This window comes from Frankia canadensis (assembly GCF_900197875.1).
GTDB classification, from domain to species: Bacteria; Actinomycetota; Actinomycetes; order Frankiales; family Frankiaceae; genus Frankia; species Frankia canadensis.
Genome location: NZ_FZMO01000001.1, coordinates 50766 through 67101, shown reverse-complemented (window position 1 = coordinate 67101; position 16336 = coordinate 50766). Strand labels below are relative to the sequence as shown.

Genomic DNA, 16336 nt, shown 5'->3' with positions numbered 1-16336 from the left:
CCGGGCGGCCACGGACGTCGAGCGAAGGAGGGTCGCCGGATGACCATATCGGAAGCGACAGAGACGATCTTCACCTCCGATGGTCGTCTCACCGCCCTCGTGGCGCTGGCGAACTCCGACGGCGAGACCCAGCTGCACAGCCGTGGGTGGACCGGCTCCCTGACCCTGGGCGTGGACGGGGCGGCATATCGCATCGAGGTCAGCGCGGGCCTGTTCAGGCTCTCCGAGCCCAGCGAGCCGGAGACGTCCGGTGACTGTACGCACGTGGTCGCGGTCGGCACCGGCGAGCAGTGGTCGACGATGTTACAGACCGTTCCCCCGCCCGGGCTGACCGACGTTTTCGGCGGACAGTTCCTCGGCATGACGCTGACGCCCCGGAATCTTTCCGGCGAGCTGCGCCTGGCGGTTCGCCGAGTCGTCGAGCTGCTGCGCCACATCGTGAACGGCACGGACCCCACGCCCCAGGTCGTCCAGGACAGCCGTCCGCACGGGACGTTCGACGCGGCGCGGGGCCGGTACGTCCATCTGCACATCGACGGGCACGACCACCGTATCTACTTCGAGGAGGCCGGCTCGGGCATCGGCCTGCTCTGCCAGCACACGGCCGGTACGGACGGACGCCAGTGGCGCCATCTGCTGGAGGACGAACGCGTCACCAGCCGGTTCCGCGTCATCGCCTATGACCTGCCCCATCACGGCAAATCGCTGCCGCCGAGCGGGGTGGCCTGGTGGGCACAGGAATACCGCCTCACCCGCGGCTACCTTATGCAGATCCCGATCGCCCTGGCCAACGCGCTGGGACTCGACCGCCCGGCTTTCATCGGCTCCAGCGTGGGCGGGATGCTGGCCCTCGACCTCGCCCGCTTCCACCCGGACGACTTCCGCGCGGTCGTGTCCTGCGAGGGCGCGCTGTACGCCGTGCCAGATCACGCGGCGCCACGGCCCAACGACGGGACGCTCACGGTCGGCTCCGATCCGGCACAGCACGCCGCCTCAATGATGTCCTTCATGGGCGCCACCGCGCCGGAGTCATACCGTCACGAGACCAGGCTGCACTACGCGCAGGGAGCGCCCGGAGTGTTCCCTGGCGACATCGCGTATTTCAGGGGCGACCACGACCTCCGCGGGCAGGCGCACCTGATCGACACCGCCAGATGCCCCGTCCACATGCTGACCGGAAACTACGACTTCCTCACCATGCCGCTCTCCGAACGGGCGGCGGAGGAAATTCCGAACGTGAGCTTCATGGCGATGCCGGGCCTCGGGCACTTCCCGATGTCGGAGGATCCCGAGCGATTCATCGGATACCTGCTCCCCATCCTGGATGCGATCGCGGCGCGGTAGACCCGCGGCTGCCGTTCCCGCTGGTTTCGAACAGAAGGTGCCATGAACATCAATCTCGCCGATCCACAGTCGTTTTCCGCGGCGGTCCCGCACGAGGAGTTCGAACGCCTCCGGCGGGAAGCTCCCGTGCACTGGACGCCGACCCCGTCCGGTGCCGCCCGAGGCGGCTTCTGGTCGCTGACGCGCTACGCTGACATCGTCAACGCGTCTCGCGCGCCCGAAACCTTCTCGAACTCCAAGGGAATCTGCTACCCCGTTCGGTCCGGAGGCGCCGAGGGCGCCCACCCGATGGCCGACAACGTCATCTACAACGACCCGCCTCGGCACACCGAGATCAGGTCGCTGGTCGCCGCGGCGTTCACGAAGCGCATGGTCTCCCGCTTCGCGGGCTGGATCACCGAGGTGGTCGACACCATCGTGGACGACCTCCACGGCCGAGGCTCGTGCGACCTCGTGCCACTGGTGGCGGTCGAACTGCCGGCCCGGGTGATCTGCTCCGTCATCGGCGTGCCACTCGAGCAGCGTTCCCAGGTCGTCGCGTGGACCAACGACCTCTTCTCCCGCGAGGACCCCAACGGCGGGGCGGAGCGCGCCGACGCCGCGCTTCGGGCCACCATGGCGTACGCGGTCGAGATGCGGTACGCGCAGTCCGACTCCGCGGATACCAGCATGATCAAGGAGCTCGCCGTCGCGGAGCGGGACGGCGCGAAGATCAGCGACTCGATGTACCAGCAGCTCGTCATGTCGCTGCTCACCGCGGGGTTCGAGACCACGCACACGCTCATCGGGCAGAGCATGCGGCTGATCCTGGAGAACCCGGACATCGAGGCACAGGCGTACGCCGCGGCCCGCGCCGGGGACACCGTCGGGCTGGTCGAGGAGTTCCTGCGCTACGTCACGCCGGCGATGCACATGGCGCGCCACGCGACGCACGACGTCGTCCTGCACGACACCGAGATCAAGGCCGGTGACACCGTCCTGCTGTGGCACGTCTCGGCCAACCGCGACGCGGAGGTCGTCGACCGGCCGCACACGTTCGACAGCGCACGCTCACGGCACCCGCACCAGAGTTTCGGCGCCGGCGGGCCGCACTTCTGCATCGGCAACCAGCTGGCCCGGCTGGAGGTGCAGATCCTGCTCCGTGAGCTGCTCACCCGAGGCCCGAAGATCACGCTCGACGGCACGCCGGAGCGCGGGTGGTCCGTGTTCATCAACCAGCTTCGATCGCTTCCGGTGGTGTGCCAGTGACGACCGCATCTGAGACCACGCCCGCCCCGGACTGGAGCGGGCTGGGCGTGCTGGTCACCGGCGGCGCGGCGGGCATCGGGCTCGCCCTGGGCCGGGCGGCGGCCGTTCGAGGCGCGTCGGTGGTGCTCGCGGATATCGAGCCGGACGTCGCCGAGCAGGCAGCGGTGAAACTGCGCGCCGACGGGTTCGACGTCACGAGCCTGGCGTGCGACGTGACGGACTACGACGCGGTCACGGCCGCGGTCGCCGAGGCCACCGCCCGCATGGGGGGCCTCAACCTGCTCTGCGCGAACGCCGGGGTGGGCGGCAGCACGGGGATCGCCGACCTCACGGTCGAGGAGTTCACCTGGATCATGCAGGTCAACCTCTTCGGCGTCTTCCACGCGGTCCGCGCCAGCGTGGCCGCGCTCCAGGCCTCGGCCGCGGCCGGCGCGCTGGCCCATATCCTCATCACCGGCTCGGAGAACTCGCTCGGCATCCCGGAATACGTGCCGCCGATGACTTCCTATCAGACGTCGAAGCACGCGCTCCTCGGCTTCACGGACGCGGTGCGGCGGGATCTCGCCGCATCCGGCGTCGGCGCCACTCTTCTGTGCCCGAGCTACGTGGTCACCGAAGGATGGAACGCGAAGCGCAACCGGCCGGCGCGGTTCGGCGGCCCGGAGTACAACGACCCTTCGAGGCGCGAGGCATTGCGAAAGCTCGGCCAGGACCCCGACGAGGTCGCGCGCATGGCGTTGGCCGGTGTTGACGAGCGGGCCGAGATCGTCGTCACCCGGGAGACCAGCAAGGCCTGTGCCGACGCGCGTCATCGGGTTGTCGAGGCCGCCTTCGCCCGCCTGGCCGCGACCACGTCACCCGAATAGCGAAAGGTGGTCTTCCATGGCATTGGAAGTCGCGGTCCGCGTTCCACCCTGTGCACCCCTCCCGACGCTCGTCGAGCTCGTCAAGCACATGGAGGACCTGGGGATCGACCGTGTGTCCTTCCCGGACTCGCAGCTGCTCTGGCGTGACGTGTGGTCGACCGCGACCGCCGCGGCGCTCTCGACGTCCCGGATCGGCATCTCGGTCTCGGTCACCAACCCGGTGACGAGACATCCCACCGTCACCGCATCGGCGGCACGGTCGGTCGCGGAGATCGCTCCTGGCCGACTGGTCGTCGCGGTCGGCGCCGGCGACAGCGCGCTCACCCACATCGGCGTCCCGCATGCGCGTACGCGGGACATCGGCGACGCCGTGTCAGCGATCAGGGGCCTGCTCCGCGGCGAAACGGTGGAGCATCCCGTCCATCCGTGGAGACTGCACGATCCAGTGCAGGTGCCCGTCCTCATCGCCGCTTCCGGCCCGCGTAATCTCGCGCTCGCGGGACAGGTGGCCGACGGCATCGTGGCTCCCGGGATGGCGTGGGAACGCGACGTCGACATCGTGCGTACGGCAGCGGTGGCGGCCGGCCGCGATCCCGACGACCTGATCTACATGACGTCCCGGTCGTGTGTGATCACCGATGATCCTGAACGTGACGCCGCGATCTTCAAGCCCATGTGTCTTCGGTTGGCGCAGATGAGCGGCACGTCCCAGTTCGAGGCGGCCGGATTCCCCATCGAGGTACCCCCGCACGATCTCCGCTTCGGCGATCTCGGCCACCCGGAGGACTGGGACGAGGCAGTGCGCGTCTGCTCCCAGTGGATCACGGACGAGGCGGCGCTGTGGTTCGCACGCAGCCGGTCGCTCTTCGGAACCCCGGCGGAGGTGGCCAGTCAGCTCGCCAATCTCGAAAGCTCCGGAATCAACCGGATCCTGGTCGCGCATCCCGGCGCCTTCACCCTGCCACGGGAACTGATCAACTCCCTGGCGACCGGGGTCCTGCCGGTCCTCCGACGCCTCACCAGCGTCAGCTCACCGCAGTGACCGCGAGCACCACCGGGGTGACGCGCCCCATCCGAACGGTGTGATCGCCGCGGGTGGTCGGGGCGAGCCGCGCACGGCCTCCGTGCGCGCGGCTCGCCCCGACCACCTGGGGCGGTGCCGCTCGCTACGAAACGTCGCCGGTGAACGCGTCGGCGACCCGCTGACGATGGTGACCGGGCGCTCCGACCAGGACCGCGTCGAGTTGGGCGCGCCTGAGCCACCAGTGGAGCCCCGACTCCCACGTGAATCCAATGCCCCCATGGGCCTGCACCGCGGACGAGGTCACGCGCCGTGCCGCGTCGCCGACGTAGGCCATGGCGAGTGCGGCGGAACGCGCTAGCGTGCCTGGAGCCACATCGGCGGCCCACGCGGCGCCGTACACGAGGGAACGCGCGGCCTCCACGTCTACGAGCATGTCCGCACAGCGATGCGCGACAGCCTGGAAAGCGCCGACCGGCCGCTCGAACTGCCGGCGATCCTTCACATAGGCCACGGTCATGTCAAGCGTGCGCTGACACAGACCTACCATCTCGGCGGCGACCAGTACCGAAACGCGCGCCGCCGGCAACGCGGCATCATCCGGCAGCGACTCGCCCTCGCCTGTTACCTTCGCGTACCTTCGCGTCCGGTCAATGGTGTCCACGGGCTCCACCTTTGCCGTGGCAGGCGTGAGCAGCTTCGCCCGCCCCTTCTCCACCAGCACGATGAGGTCGGCTCGCGTTCCCTCCGGGACGAGCTCCCCCTGACCATCCCGCGCCATCCCGAAGGTGCCGAGCACCTCGCCGTTGGCCAGCCTTGGCAGCCAGGCCCTCTTCTGGTCGGCAGATCCGGCCCCGCGAATCAGCAGCGCGGCGGCGGCCGTTCCCAGGTACGGCACACTGGCCAACGCTCCGCCCAGCTCGTCCGCCAGGCACATGGCCTCGACGACACCAAGCCCGAGCCCGCCGTGCTCCTCGGGAACGCCCAGCGCCGGCCAGCCGAGCCCGACGAGCTCGTCCCAGAGCTGGGAATCATGACCGCGACCGTCCGCGTGCTCCGCGACGCGGGCGGCCGAGCACCGCTCGGCCAGCAGCGCGCGAGCGGTCTGTTTGATCTCGCGCTGGTCGTCCGTCAGTGCGAAGTGCATCCGCGTGTCCTCACCGTGACCGCGGCAGCGACAGCACGCGCTCCGCGACAGTGCTCTTGAGGATCTCGGTGGTGCCGCCCTCGATGCTGTTGCCCTTGGACCGCAGCAGCTCGTAGCCCCATCCTGGGCCTTCCTGCAGTGCGTCCGGGCCCAGGACGTCGACCGCGAGCTGGGTGAGTTGCTGGTTCGTCGCCGACCACATCAGCTTCGTCACCGCGCTCTCCGGGCCGGGCTGGCCGTGCCGCTCGATGGTCGCCAGCCCTCGATACGCCGTCAGCCGCAATGCCTCGACCCGCGTGTAGAGCTCGCCGAGCGCGTCTTTCACGCGAAGATCCGCGAACGACCCGCGGGCGACCGCCACGGCGGCGAGGCGATCGAGGAGCTGGCGCATCTGCACCTGATGGAAGAACGCGAGACCGGAACGCTCGTTGCTGAGTGTCGTCAGGGCCGTCCGCCAGCCGTTGCCCACCCCGCCGAGGACGAGATCACGCGGAACGAGCGCGTTGTCGAGAAAAACCTCGTTAAAATGAGCCGCGCCGGTGATGTCCCGGAGCGGGCGCACCCGCACACCCTCCTGCTTCATGTCCAGGAGGAAATATGTGAGGCCCTTGTGCTTCGGAGCGTCGGTGTCGCTGCGCGCGAGACACATGCACCATCGCGCGTACCGTGCATAGCTCGTCCAGAGCTTCTGGCCGTTGAGGACCCAGGTGTCGCCGTCCAGAACTGCCCGGGTTCGCAGCGACGCCAGGTCAGAACCAGCCTCGGGCTCGCTGAAACCCTGGCACCAGATCTCGTCACCGGTGACGATCGGCTGCAGAAAGCGGTCCCGCTGTTCCGGCGTGCCGCACTGCATGAGCGTGGGTCCCGCGAGAAGCAGTCCGAGCACGTTCGCCGGAAGAGGTGCGCCGGCCCGCGCGATCTCTTCAAAGAAGATCGCGGACTCGGTCAGGGAGGCGGCCCGGCCGCCGTGTTCGACCGGCCAGTGGACCGCCGACCAGCCGCCCGAGGCCAGCCGCCGCTGCCAGGCTCGCCGGTGTTCGAACTGCTCGTCCTGGCCGGGACCGGACGGCTGTCCGCTGGGATTGGCGGCGAGCCAGTCGAGCAGCTCGTTCCGGAACGCCGTCTCTTTTTCCGATAACGACAGGTCCATGATATTTGCCCCGCATATGGTGTGCCGCCTTGGTGGTATGGCGGGAGAGTGATCCGCTGGCGTGGCCGGCGGTCCGAGCAGGTGGTGGGACTCGCGCGAGTCGGTCAGCCCTGACGTCGGACCGAGGCCGACACCTCCACGTCGACGCGTAGGTCGATGAGCAGCGGTCGGTCCCGCTTCGCGACCGCCTCGGACACGAGCTCCAGGTCCGCCAGGGAATGGACCGTCATCCCCCTGCCGCCCAGTGCGTCGGCGACGGCGGCGAAGTCGGGCCAGGACATCCAGGCCAGCGCCGGATCCATCCCCAGTTCCGTCAGGTTGTAGTACTCCGCCCCATAAGCACCGTCGTTCACCACGATCACGATCAGATCGAGCCCGTGGCGGACCGCGGTGTTGAACTCCAGGATTCCGCCCATCATGAATCCGCCGTCCCCCATGACGGCGACGGACGGTCGGCCCGGTGCGGCGACAGCCGCGCCGACTGCCTCGGCGAGGCACAGCCCCACCGACCCGAAGTTGTTGGCCCAGACGAACGCGGCCGGTTCCGGGACGTGCAGGTACCGCCACACCGCGGTGCAGAACATGCCGGCGTCGGAGGCGACCCCGCGGTCCGCCGGTAACAGTTTGTCGAGTCGGATCAGCGCGGTCCGCAGATCGACGGTTGTCTCCGTGCTCCGGTCGCGGAACTCGCGCTCGGCCTGGAAGCCCGCGAGAGCCTCGGCGAGTGCCGGGGAACAGAACGACGACGGCTGGGCGTCCATCTCCTGGAGGTACTCGCACATCGCGGCCGCGGTGGCGGTGGCGTCGGCGAAGATCCCCACGTCCACGGACCGCCACCGGGCGATCGCCGTGGGGTCCGTGTCGACCTGGACCACCCGCCTGTCCTTGAGGAAGGACCCGTCGGCGGCGGTGAACCTGTTCAGGCTCGCCCCGAACGCCACGACACAGTCGGCCTTGAGGATCTCGGTGGTCGCCACGCTCGTCGACAGCGTCCCGAACAGGCCCAGGTTGAACGGGCTGTCGGCGAAGTAGTCCTTGGCGCCGAGCGTCGTCGCCACCGGCGCCCCGAGAATGGACGCTAGGCGGAGCAGCGTGTCCCGGGCACCGGACTGCACCGCTCCGCGGCCGGCGAGGATCACAGGGCGGCGCGCCGAGGCGACGAGCCCGACCGCGCGGTCCAGCGCCTCGGGGTCGGGAACGATGGCCTGCCGGCCCGGCTGCTCCGCCGCGACTGGCACGTACTCGGCCTCGGCGTCGGCCAGCTGCACGTGCGTCGGCGCGTTGAGCACGATCGGGCGTCGTTCCTCCCAGGCCCGGCGCACCGCGACGGCGACGTCCCCCGCCGCCGTGCGCGCCGAGCGCACCTGCACGAAACCGGCGCCCGAACCGAGCACGATCTCACGCTGCTCGATGTCCTGAAGGTGCTCGTCGACGTCGGGAGGCGTGTCCCCACAGACCACCACCACCGGCGTCCGGGCACGGGCGGCCTCGACGAGCGCGGTGACCGTGTTCGTCAGCCCAGGCCCCTGGGTGACGGTGGCGACGCCGAGCCGTCCGCTGACACGCGCATAGCCGTCGGCCATCAGCACCGCGCCGTCCTCACGAGAGGTACTGACGTACCGCACTCCGTGGACGCGGGCGAGGTCGTCCGCGATCATCATGTTCGCGTCGCCCAGCATGCCGAAGATGACTTCCGTACCGTGCTCGACAAGCGCACGGGCGATCACAGAATAGACCTTCTTCGGATTACCCGGCCCCGCCTCGTCCGACCCACTCATCGCGCTCCTCACTGTGTCCGCACCTCATCCGCGCCCAGCCCGTCAAGGCATCCGCTACCAAAACACGCCGTCGCCGCGCCTTACGGCGCGGAGCGCCTCGTGAGGGTTTTCTGCATCCTCCCAGCGAAACGGGTGGAAGTCGCTGGATGACACCAGCTCAGGATCGACAGACATTAAGCCTCCTGGCGTTGCAAAGCGTGCGCGCAAGCCCGCGTGATGTCAAAAGGATCCCGGATCACGGATCCTGGATACAGTTCAAGTTGACGGTACCGCCCACGACGTCGCATGGCAAGGGCCTTGACGGCACGGCCATCGCTGCGCCGAACGTGCTCGCCCTCACCAAACCCACTGACGCACGGCGACAGACCGGGCGGCCGACCGGGGAGATCTGATGATCAAAGGGTCTAAGCGTATATCCAGAGGGGTCTGCGCGTAATACTCCAGCCCGACTTTTGTGATTAGTTGAGTTGTAGAGCTGTCTCCTGGCGGCGGCAGTGGCTGGCTTGGGCGCGCGCCTGGGGGCGGCGTCGCCAGACGACCAGTCAGCGCGAAGCCGGCGGGTGGTTGCGGGCGTCGCATGGATGGCGTAGGTGGGCTGAGTGGAGGGCGGACCGCGTTGATGGTCAGCGGCATCGACCCGCCGACGGGCTCCGGGCGATCATGGGAGTACGTCTGGCACCAGTCAGCAATGCTGATCGTCTGCTACGCTGTCGATCACTCGGCGGAAGGTGCGAGGAGTACCCATGCTCGACGTTCCCAAAATCATTTCTGTGGACGACCACGTCGTCGAGCCTCCGGGAGTCTGGCAGGACAGGCTTCCCGCCCGCTACCGCGAGGTCGGTCCGCGGCTCGTCCGGACATTCGGCCGGCCAGAGCCCGGCAAGCACGGCTACCGGGTCGTCGACGATCCCGACGCCCCCGACGCGGTCTGGGTCGACCAGTGGGAGTACGAGGATGTGCGCAAGGTCATCCCGGTAGGCGAGGCGCAGGTCGGGCCGCTACGCGACCGCTACTACCGGGACCTGGCCACCTACGATGAAATGGCCCCTGGCGTCCACACCCAGTCCGCCCGCCTCGCCGACATGGACCTCAACCACACCGAGGCGGCGATCTGCTTCCCATCGGTCTCCCGTTTTTGCGGACAGACCTTCCTTGAAGCTCACGACAAGGAACTGGCGCTGCTGTGCGTCCAGGCCTACAATGACTGGATGATCGACGAGTGGTCCGCGGGTGACGGCTACGGACGCCTCATCCCCCTGACACTCATCCCGCTGTGGGACATCAAGCTTTCGGTCGACGAGGTCCACCGCTGCGCGGCGAAGGGTGCACATGCCGTCGCCTTCTCCGAATGCCCGCCATACCTCGGCCTACCCAGCATCCACTCCGGCTACTGGAACCCGCTCTGGCAGGCCTGCGAGGAAACCGACACGGTCGTCAACATGCACATCGGGTCCTCCTCGACCTGGCCACGCACGGGCCCCGACTCCCCCGGCCTCGTGCCGAAGTCACTGAGTTTCCAGAACTGCCAGGTCGCCTTCACGGACTGGCTGGCCTCGGGCCTGTTCGAAATTTTCCCCACCCTCAAGATCGCTCTCACGGAGGGGCAGGTCGGCTGGATTCCCTTCATCGCCGGCCGCCTCGACAACGAGTGGGAACTCGGCGACCTGTTCGAAGAGAACATCCGTACCCGCCTACCCAAAGCGCCGAGCCACTACATCGAAGGCCACGTGTACGGCTGCGTCTTCGACGACGTCGCAGGCCTGCGGATGCGCGACCAGATCGGCATGGGGCAGATCATGTTCGAAACCGACTACCCCCACGGCGACACCAGCTTTCCGCATTCCAAGAAGATGGCGGAAAAACTCGTGACCGGGGCGGGACTCTCGCAGGACGAGATCTACCAGCTGATTCGCGGCAATGCCATCGAGGTCTACGGCCTTCACCGCTGGGGAATCACCCGCTGACCGGCCACGATCAACGCGGCGCCACCGGTTGGCGCCATCGAGCCGGATAACCTCGCCGTCAATCATGACCGCGAACCGAAGGTGGACTCTGCGGCCGCCAGTTGAGCTGTGGGAGCAGGGATCGTTATGACCGATTCGACGGACGCAAATGCGGTGGGTACCAACGCGCTTATCACCCTGTCGGACGTCTATGTCGCGGGACACTGGGTCCGGGTCGGCGATGAGCAGATGATCGACTTGGTGGACTCGAGCACGGAAGACGCGTTCGCTCGGGCCCCTCTCGCCGAGATCGAGGTGGCGGTTGCTGCCGCGCGGGCCGCGTTCGACTCCGGTCCGTGGCCGGCGATGTCACGCAAGAAGCGGATGGCGTCGGGTATCGGGCGTGAGTTCGGCCCGGAGCGCCTCGACCCGTATATCGAGGTTCGGGCGACCTTCCTGGACGGCGCGCCGCGTGTGGCGCTGGCTCCGAGCATGGCCTGAGATGACCACGACGTTTGACTACATCATCGTGGGCGGCGGCACCGCTGGCTGTGTGCTGGCCTACCGGCTCAGTGCCGATTCGGGTGCGTCGGTGCTGTTGTTGGAGGCCGGCGGTCATGACCGGTCGCCCAACATCCGAATTCCGGCGGGTACGCAGCGGCTTAGCCGCAAGTACGACTGGCAGTACCGTGCCGAGCCGGACGCGTCCCGCGGTGGCCATGTCGACACCTGGGCTGCGGGCAAGGTGCTCGGTGGCGGCAGCTCCATCAACGGGATGGTCTGGGTGCGGGGCGACCCGGCGGATTTCGACGAGTGGGCCAAGGCCGGCTGCGATGGCTGGTCGTATGCCAATGTGCTGCCTTACTTCAAACGCGCCGAGCATTTCCACGGCGTCGGCGACCCTGGCTACCGTGGGTCGCAGGGGCCGCAGTCGGTGAGCCCGATCCGGGTCGACCATCCTCTGACCACGTCGTTCATCGATGCCGCCGTCGAGGCCGGACATGCGTTGAACCCGGACTACAACGGGCAGACTCAACTCGGCGTCTCCCGGGGGCAGGCCAGCCAGCGCCGGGGCTGGCGGGCCAGCACGGCCCGGGCCTACCTGGCCCGAGCGGCGCGGAGGCGCAATCTCACCGTCCACACCAATGCCGTCGCCTCGCGTCTGCTGTTCGAGGGGACGCGGGCGGTCGGCGTCGAATACCTCCATCAGGGCGAGGTCAAGCGCGCGCACGCCAGCACGGAGGTGATCGTCAGCGCGGGCAGCATCGGCTCGCCGAAGCTGCTGATGCTCTCGGGTGTCGGGCCGGCCGGGCGGCTGACGGAGCTCGGCATCCCCGTGGTGGCCGACTCCCCACTGATGGGCGAGAACCTGCAGGAACACCCATATGCACACATGTTATATGGCGTCACCATGCGCACCCTGAATCGTGAGGTCACGCCGGCCGGAATGGTGAAGCACGGGCTGAATTTCGTCATCCGAGGCCGCGGAGCGGCGACGGCATCCCTGGGGCACGCGGTGGTTTTCGCCGGTAGCAAGGATCGCACCGAGATCGAGATCCTCTTCGGCCCGTTCGGCGTGAACTCCGGCAAGATAAAAAAAATGTCGACAGCGCTACCCGACAGTGCGGAACTGAGCGAGTACGAGAAGTTCCAGGCCGTGCTCGCGTCCTCCGCGGCCTATGACCACGACGTGCACGACATGCAGCTGCTGCGCACGTCCAGCGTGATCGTCATCCCGTCGGTCACGCATCCCAAGGGACGCGGCCGCGTCGGACTGCGCTCGGCCAACCCCGCCGACCCGCCGACGATCCACCACGAGCTGATCGGCCATCCCGACGACCTGCAGGGCCTCGTCAACGCCTGCCTGACCGCCCGGGAGATCTTCACCCAGCCCAGCCTGAGCAAATACGTCACCAGCGAGGAACTACCAGGAGCGGTCGCCCAATCCGAGGACGACCTGCGCCAGTGGCTGCGCAAGTTCGCACACCGCGGCTCGCACGCCGCCGGGACCGTACACATGAGCTCCAACCCGACCGCGCCACTCGACCCCACCCTGCGCGTACGCGGAGTGGAGAACCTACGCGTCGTGGATGCCTCGGTCATGCCGACGCTGACGAGCGGGAACACGAACGCCCCGACCATCATGATCGCCGAGAAAGGCGCCGATCTGATCCTCGGCCGCTAAGAAGTAAGACCGCTCTAGGCCGGCGGCGGACCGCATCCTCGGAATCATACCGGTGTCGAGGACATCCAGTGAGCAAGGAGAGATTCATGGGAGCCGCAGGAGATGTCGTACGGAAGTTCTGCGCCGCGTTCGCGAGTCTGGACGCCAGCAATCTCCGGCCCTTCCTGACACCGGAGACCGTCTTCGAGAACGTCCCGCTGACCGGGCAGTTCCACCGGGCCGTCGGCGTCAACGAGATCGTCTCTCGGATGCAGTCGAAGCTGAGCATCTGCGTGGAGACCGACTTCAAGATCCTTTCTCTGATCGAGGACGGCGGCGTGGTCTTTGCCGAGCGCAGCGACTACTTCCGCTTCCCAGCAGGAACCTTCCCCACAATCGACGCTCACGAGTGGTTGGTCTGCTCGAGATGGGACGTGGCCGACGGCAAGATCGCCCTATGGCGCGACTATTACGACGTGACGAGCAGCCTGAGCGCGCTGGGCGTGTCCTGGCAGGAGTACCGGACATACCTCGAGCGCGCCCGGGCGGCTCTGGCGTAGTTCGCGATAGACCTCGAGGGGCAGTCCAGAGCGGCCAGCGGCTGGCCAAACGAACGAGGCGAGCTCGTACTCGGTCGCGGCCGGACCTCTGGCTCGGTCTGCATGGGGATTCGTCAACGGGATTGCGAACAGCCTGCAATGCGATGGGAGGGTTCGGCGCATTCCGTTTCGCGACATCCTCTTCGGACAAGTGGCAGGCAGCGCGTGATCGAGCGAGAGTCGGCATTCATCGACGGGAGTGGCGCGAGGCGGACGGGGCGGACCTCGAGGCCATTGACTTCGACGACCGAGCTGCCATTCGGGCGGATGCGCCTGTCCGCGGCCAACCAGGCGGGCGAGGCCGTCCAGGCTGCGGTACGGGCCCTGCCGTACTGGAGCGGGCCCACATCGTTCTCGGCCGTGCCAACTGGAACTACTTCGTCGTGTCAGATCAGCGACGGCCCCGTCCGACGCGCATATCAGGCAGGCGCTCCTCACGATGGCCGAGCAGGGGCGGGCGACCCTGGTCGACGAGGACATGACGATAGCGCCGGGCGTACGCCTGGTCCGCGGTCCCGGGCACACGCCCGGTACTCACTCTTTGAACTCCAGGATTCCGCCCATCATGAATCCGCGCTCTGCCGATCGTCGCCGGATTCCACTGGCAGCGCCGCGCGAAGGTCCGCCTTACGGATCTTCCCCGCGGCTGTCCGGGGGATCTCGTCGAGGTATTCGAACCTGGTGGGCAGCCACCAGCTCGGATACTCGGGGGCAAGATGGTCCCGCAGCTCACGCGCGGTCGGGTGCGCGCCGGGCCTGGTCACGACGCACGCGAGCGGACGCTCCCCCCAGCGTGCGTCCGGAATCGCGATGACCGCCGCGTCGACGACCGCGGGATGCGTGCACAGGGAGGCCTCCAGCGCGATCGAGCTGATCCACTCCCCACCGGACTTGATGAGGTCCTTGGCCCGGTCGACGATCTGGATGAATCCGTGCGGATCGATCGTGACGATGTCACCGGTCAGCAGCCAGCCGTCCGCCGTGAAGGAATCCGCGCCGCGCTCGTGCAGGTACCCGCCGGTGACCGACGCGCCGCGCACCTCCAGCTCCCCCGCCGTCCGGCCGTCCCAGGGCACCAGGCCGGCGTCGTTGCGTGCCCGCACATCCAGGAAGGGAATCGGGCGGCCCTGCTTCGCCCGCTGCGCCCACCGTTCGTCGGCGCTCGCGCCGTCAAAGGCGCTGGTGAGCACCGCCATGGAGCCCATCGGGCTCATCTCGGTCATCCCGAAGCCCTGGACCACCGGAATGCCATGGCACTCCTCGAGGCGGCGCATAACGCTCGGGGCGACGGGGGCCCCGCCGAACCGCAGGATCCGCAGGCTCGACGTGTCGTAACGGCCGGGCTCCGCGTCGAGGAGCTGGAGGACGCCCTCCCACACCGTGGACACTCCACCGGTGTGCGTCACGCCGTGGCGCTCGATGAGCGTCAACAGGTTGCCGGGTGACAGGTCCCGGTGTGGCAGCACCAGCGTCGCGCCCGCGAGCGCGGCGGCGTACGGATGCCCCCAGGCGTTGGCGTGGAACATCGGCACCACGACCAGAATCGTGTCGGACTCGCGAATACCGTGAAGATCCACGGCCATCAGAGCGAGAGACTGGATCGCGAGCGCCCGGTGCGAATAAACAACCCCCTTGGGATTACCCGTGGTGCCACTTGTGTAACAGAGCGTGCATGCCTGCCGCTCGTCGATACGCGGCGGATCGGTCCCCTCGTCCACCGCTTCCGCGAGCAGGTCTTCGTACCCGACCGCCCACGCGGGCAGCCGGTCGCCCACGACGATGACGTGATCCAGCGGTGCGAGTTCGCGCGCCTCCTCGGCCAGGTCCAGGAGCGTCTCGTCGACGATGAGGACTCGGCTGCCCGCGTCGTTGAGGATGAACGCGACGTCGCGGGCGCTCAACCTCGTGTTGACCGTGTGCAGCACCGCCCCGACCAGGGGCACGCCGAAGTACGCCTCGAGATGCTCGATGGAGTTCCAGCACAGCGTCGCCACCGGCTCGCCCTGGCGCACCCCCAGCGCCGTCAGCGCCGCCCCGAGACGCCGCGCCCGCGACAGCGTCTCGGCCCAGGTCGACCGCCTGGCCTGCCCGTCGGCGCCATATCCCACGATGGCTCGACTTCCCGCCAACGACTCGGCGCGCCGCGCGATCGCGTCAATGCCGAGTTGATAGTCCATCGTCAGGCCGTCCACGACCCACGCCCCTCGCGCATCACGTGCCCGTGCCGTGCCGCCTGGCCACGAGCCGCACGGCCGCGCTCCTGGCCAAAGCCGCCACGCCCCCGGGTGGCAAGGGGTAACGCCGTCACCAGACGCTCTTCCCGCCGTCGACCACGATGACCTGTCCGGTTACGTAGTCCGACGCGGCTGACGCCAGGAAGAGCACCGCGCCCTTGATGTCGTCCGCTCCGCCGTAGCGGCGGAGCGGTACGCCGTCGAGGATCTGCTCGCCGGCCTTGTCCAGGGTGTAGCTAGACATCGCGGTCGGGAACCAGCCAGGGGCCACCGCGTTGACGTTGACCCCGCGACCGCCCCACTGACAGGCCAGGTCACGGGTGAGCGCGACCACCCCGCCCTTCGACGCCGAATAGGCGGCCGCCTGCCGAATCGACGGCGGGGCGCCGCGCAGCGCCGCCACCGAGGCGACATTCACGATCTTGCCGCCGCCGCGCTCCAGCATCACGCGTCCCGCGGCCTGCGTTACCAGGAAGGTGCCGGTCAGATTGACGTCGATGACCTTCCGCCAGCCGGCGAGCGGCTGCTCCTCGGCCGGGGCACCCCATGTCGCCCCGGCGTTGTTGACGAGGATGTCGATGCCGCCGAAGCGCTCGACGACCGTGGCGATCAGGCCGGTCACGTCGTCGGGATCGGCGACGTTGCAGCTCAGCCCCAGGGACTTGACGCCCAGATCGGCGATCTGAGACGCGGTCTGCTCGCAGCGCGCGCCGTCGCGCGCGCAGACGACGATGTTCGCGCCGGCTTCGGCCAGCGCCGTCGCCATGTGCGTCCCGATTCCCGTGGCGCCGCCGGTGACGACCGCCGTTCGACCTGAAAGATCAAACAGCCGCATGACGCCG

Annotated in this window: 13 protein-coding genes; 8 read left to right on the top strand and 5 right to left on the bottom strand. The window is 68.3% G+C overall.

The annotated features are described in order from the left end of the window. Nucleotides 1-39: 39 nt before the first annotated feature. Genes C1A33_RS00275 through C1A33_RS00260 form a run of 4 tightly spaced genes read left to right on the top strand, consistent with a single transcriptional unit; the run spans nucleotide 40 to nucleotide 4500 of the window. Nucleotides 40-1344 carry an alpha/beta fold hydrolase gene (locus C1A33_RS00275; RefSeq protein WP_207770083.1) on the top strand — a complete coding sequence of 435 codons (1305 nt, stop codon included), beginning with the start codon at nucleotides 40-42 and terminating at the stop codon, nucleotides 1342-1344. A gap of 42 nt (nucleotides 1345-1386) precedes the next feature. Continuing rightward, nucleotides 1387-2592 (top strand): cytochrome P450, encoded by a 1206-nt coding sequence (locus C1A33_RS00270; protein WP_101829504.1) that lies wholly within the window; start codon nucleotides 1387-1389, stop codon nucleotides 2590-2592. After that, on the top strand, nucleotides 2589-3458 hold the full coding sequence (locus C1A33_RS00265; protein WP_207770082.1) for an SDR family NAD(P)-dependent oxidoreductase: 870 nt from the start codon (nucleotides 2589-2591) through the stop codon (nucleotides 3456-3458). The genes C1A33_RS00270 and C1A33_RS00265 overlap by 4 nt, the downstream gene beginning before the upstream one ends. Nucleotides 3459-3474: 16 nt before the next feature. Next, nucleotides 3475-4500 (top strand): LLM class flavin-dependent oxidoreductase, encoded by a 1026-nt coding sequence (locus tag C1A33_RS00260; protein ID WP_101829502.1) that lies wholly within the window; start codon nucleotides 3475-3477, stop codon nucleotides 4498-4500. A gap of 124 nt (nucleotides 4501-4624) precedes the next feature. Here C1A33_RS00260 and C1A33_RS00255 read toward each other — a convergent pair whose 3' ends face one another. From C1A33_RS00255 to C1A33_RS00245, 3 genes are all read right to left on the bottom strand, one after another. Continuing rightward, a complete protein-coding gene (locus tag C1A33_RS00255; protein WP_101829501.1) occupies nucleotides 4625-5626 on the bottom strand; it encodes an acyl-CoA dehydrogenase family protein in 1002 nt (333 codons plus the stop codon). A gap of 10 nt (nucleotides 5627-5636) precedes the next feature. Beyond that, nucleotides 5637-6776 carry an acyl-CoA dehydrogenase family protein gene (locus C1A33_RS00250; RefSeq protein WP_101829500.1) on the bottom strand — a complete coding sequence of 380 codons (1140 nt, stop codon included), beginning with the start codon at nucleotides 6774-6776 and terminating at the stop codon, nucleotides 5637-5639. A gap of 104 nt (nucleotides 6777-6880) precedes the next feature. Continuing rightward, nucleotides 6881-8554, bottom strand: coding sequence for a thiamine pyrophosphate-binding protein (locus C1A33_RS00245; RefSeq protein ID WP_101829499.1), 1674 nt, complete (start codon nucleotides 8552-8554; stop codon nucleotides 6881-6883). A 743-nt stretch (nucleotides 8555-9297) separates the two neighbouring features. Here C1A33_RS00245 and C1A33_RS00240 point away from each other — a divergent pair. From C1A33_RS00240 to C1A33_RS00225, 4 genes are all read left to right on the top strand, one after another. Beyond that, a complete protein-coding gene (locus C1A33_RS00240) occupies nucleotides 9298-10518 on the top strand; it encodes an amidohydrolase family protein (protein ID WP_101829498.1) in 1221 nt (406 codons plus the stop codon). Between the two features lie 126 nt (nucleotides 10519-10644). Next, nucleotides 10645-10998, top strand: coding sequence for a hypothetical protein (locus C1A33_RS00235; RefSeq protein ID WP_101829497.1), 354 nt, complete (start codon nucleotides 10645-10647; stop codon nucleotides 10996-10998). Nucleotide 10999: 1 nt separating this feature from the next. Beyond that, nucleotides 11000-12682 (top strand): GMC family oxidoreductase, encoded by a 1683-nt coding sequence (locus tag C1A33_RS00230; protein ID WP_101829496.1) that lies wholly within the window; start codon nucleotides 11000-11002, stop codon nucleotides 12680-12682. Between the two features lie 86 nt (nucleotides 12683-12768). Then, the gene (locus tag C1A33_RS00225) at nucleotides 12769-13221 is read left to right on the top strand and encodes a limonene-1,2-epoxide hydrolase family protein (RefSeq protein ID WP_133150517.1); all 453 of its coding nucleotides are present in this window, start codon (nucleotides 12769-12771) and stop codon (nucleotides 13219-13221) included. 602 nt (nucleotides 13222-13823) lie between these two features. Here C1A33_RS00225 and C1A33_RS00220 read toward each other — a convergent pair. Beyond that, complete coding sequence (locus C1A33_RS00220) at nucleotides 13824-15452, bottom strand: long-chain-fatty-acid--CoA ligase (RefSeq protein WP_207770081.1); 1629 nt, start codon at nucleotides 15450-15452, stop codon at nucleotides 13824-13826. A gap of 112 nt (nucleotides 15453-15564) precedes the next feature. Continuing rightward, nucleotides 15565-16329 (bottom strand): SDR family oxidoreductase, encoded by a 765-nt coding sequence (locus C1A33_RS00215; RefSeq protein ID WP_243407040.1) that lies wholly within the window; start codon nucleotides 16327-16329, stop codon nucleotides 15565-15567. Nucleotides 16330-16336: the final 7 nt, after the last annotated feature.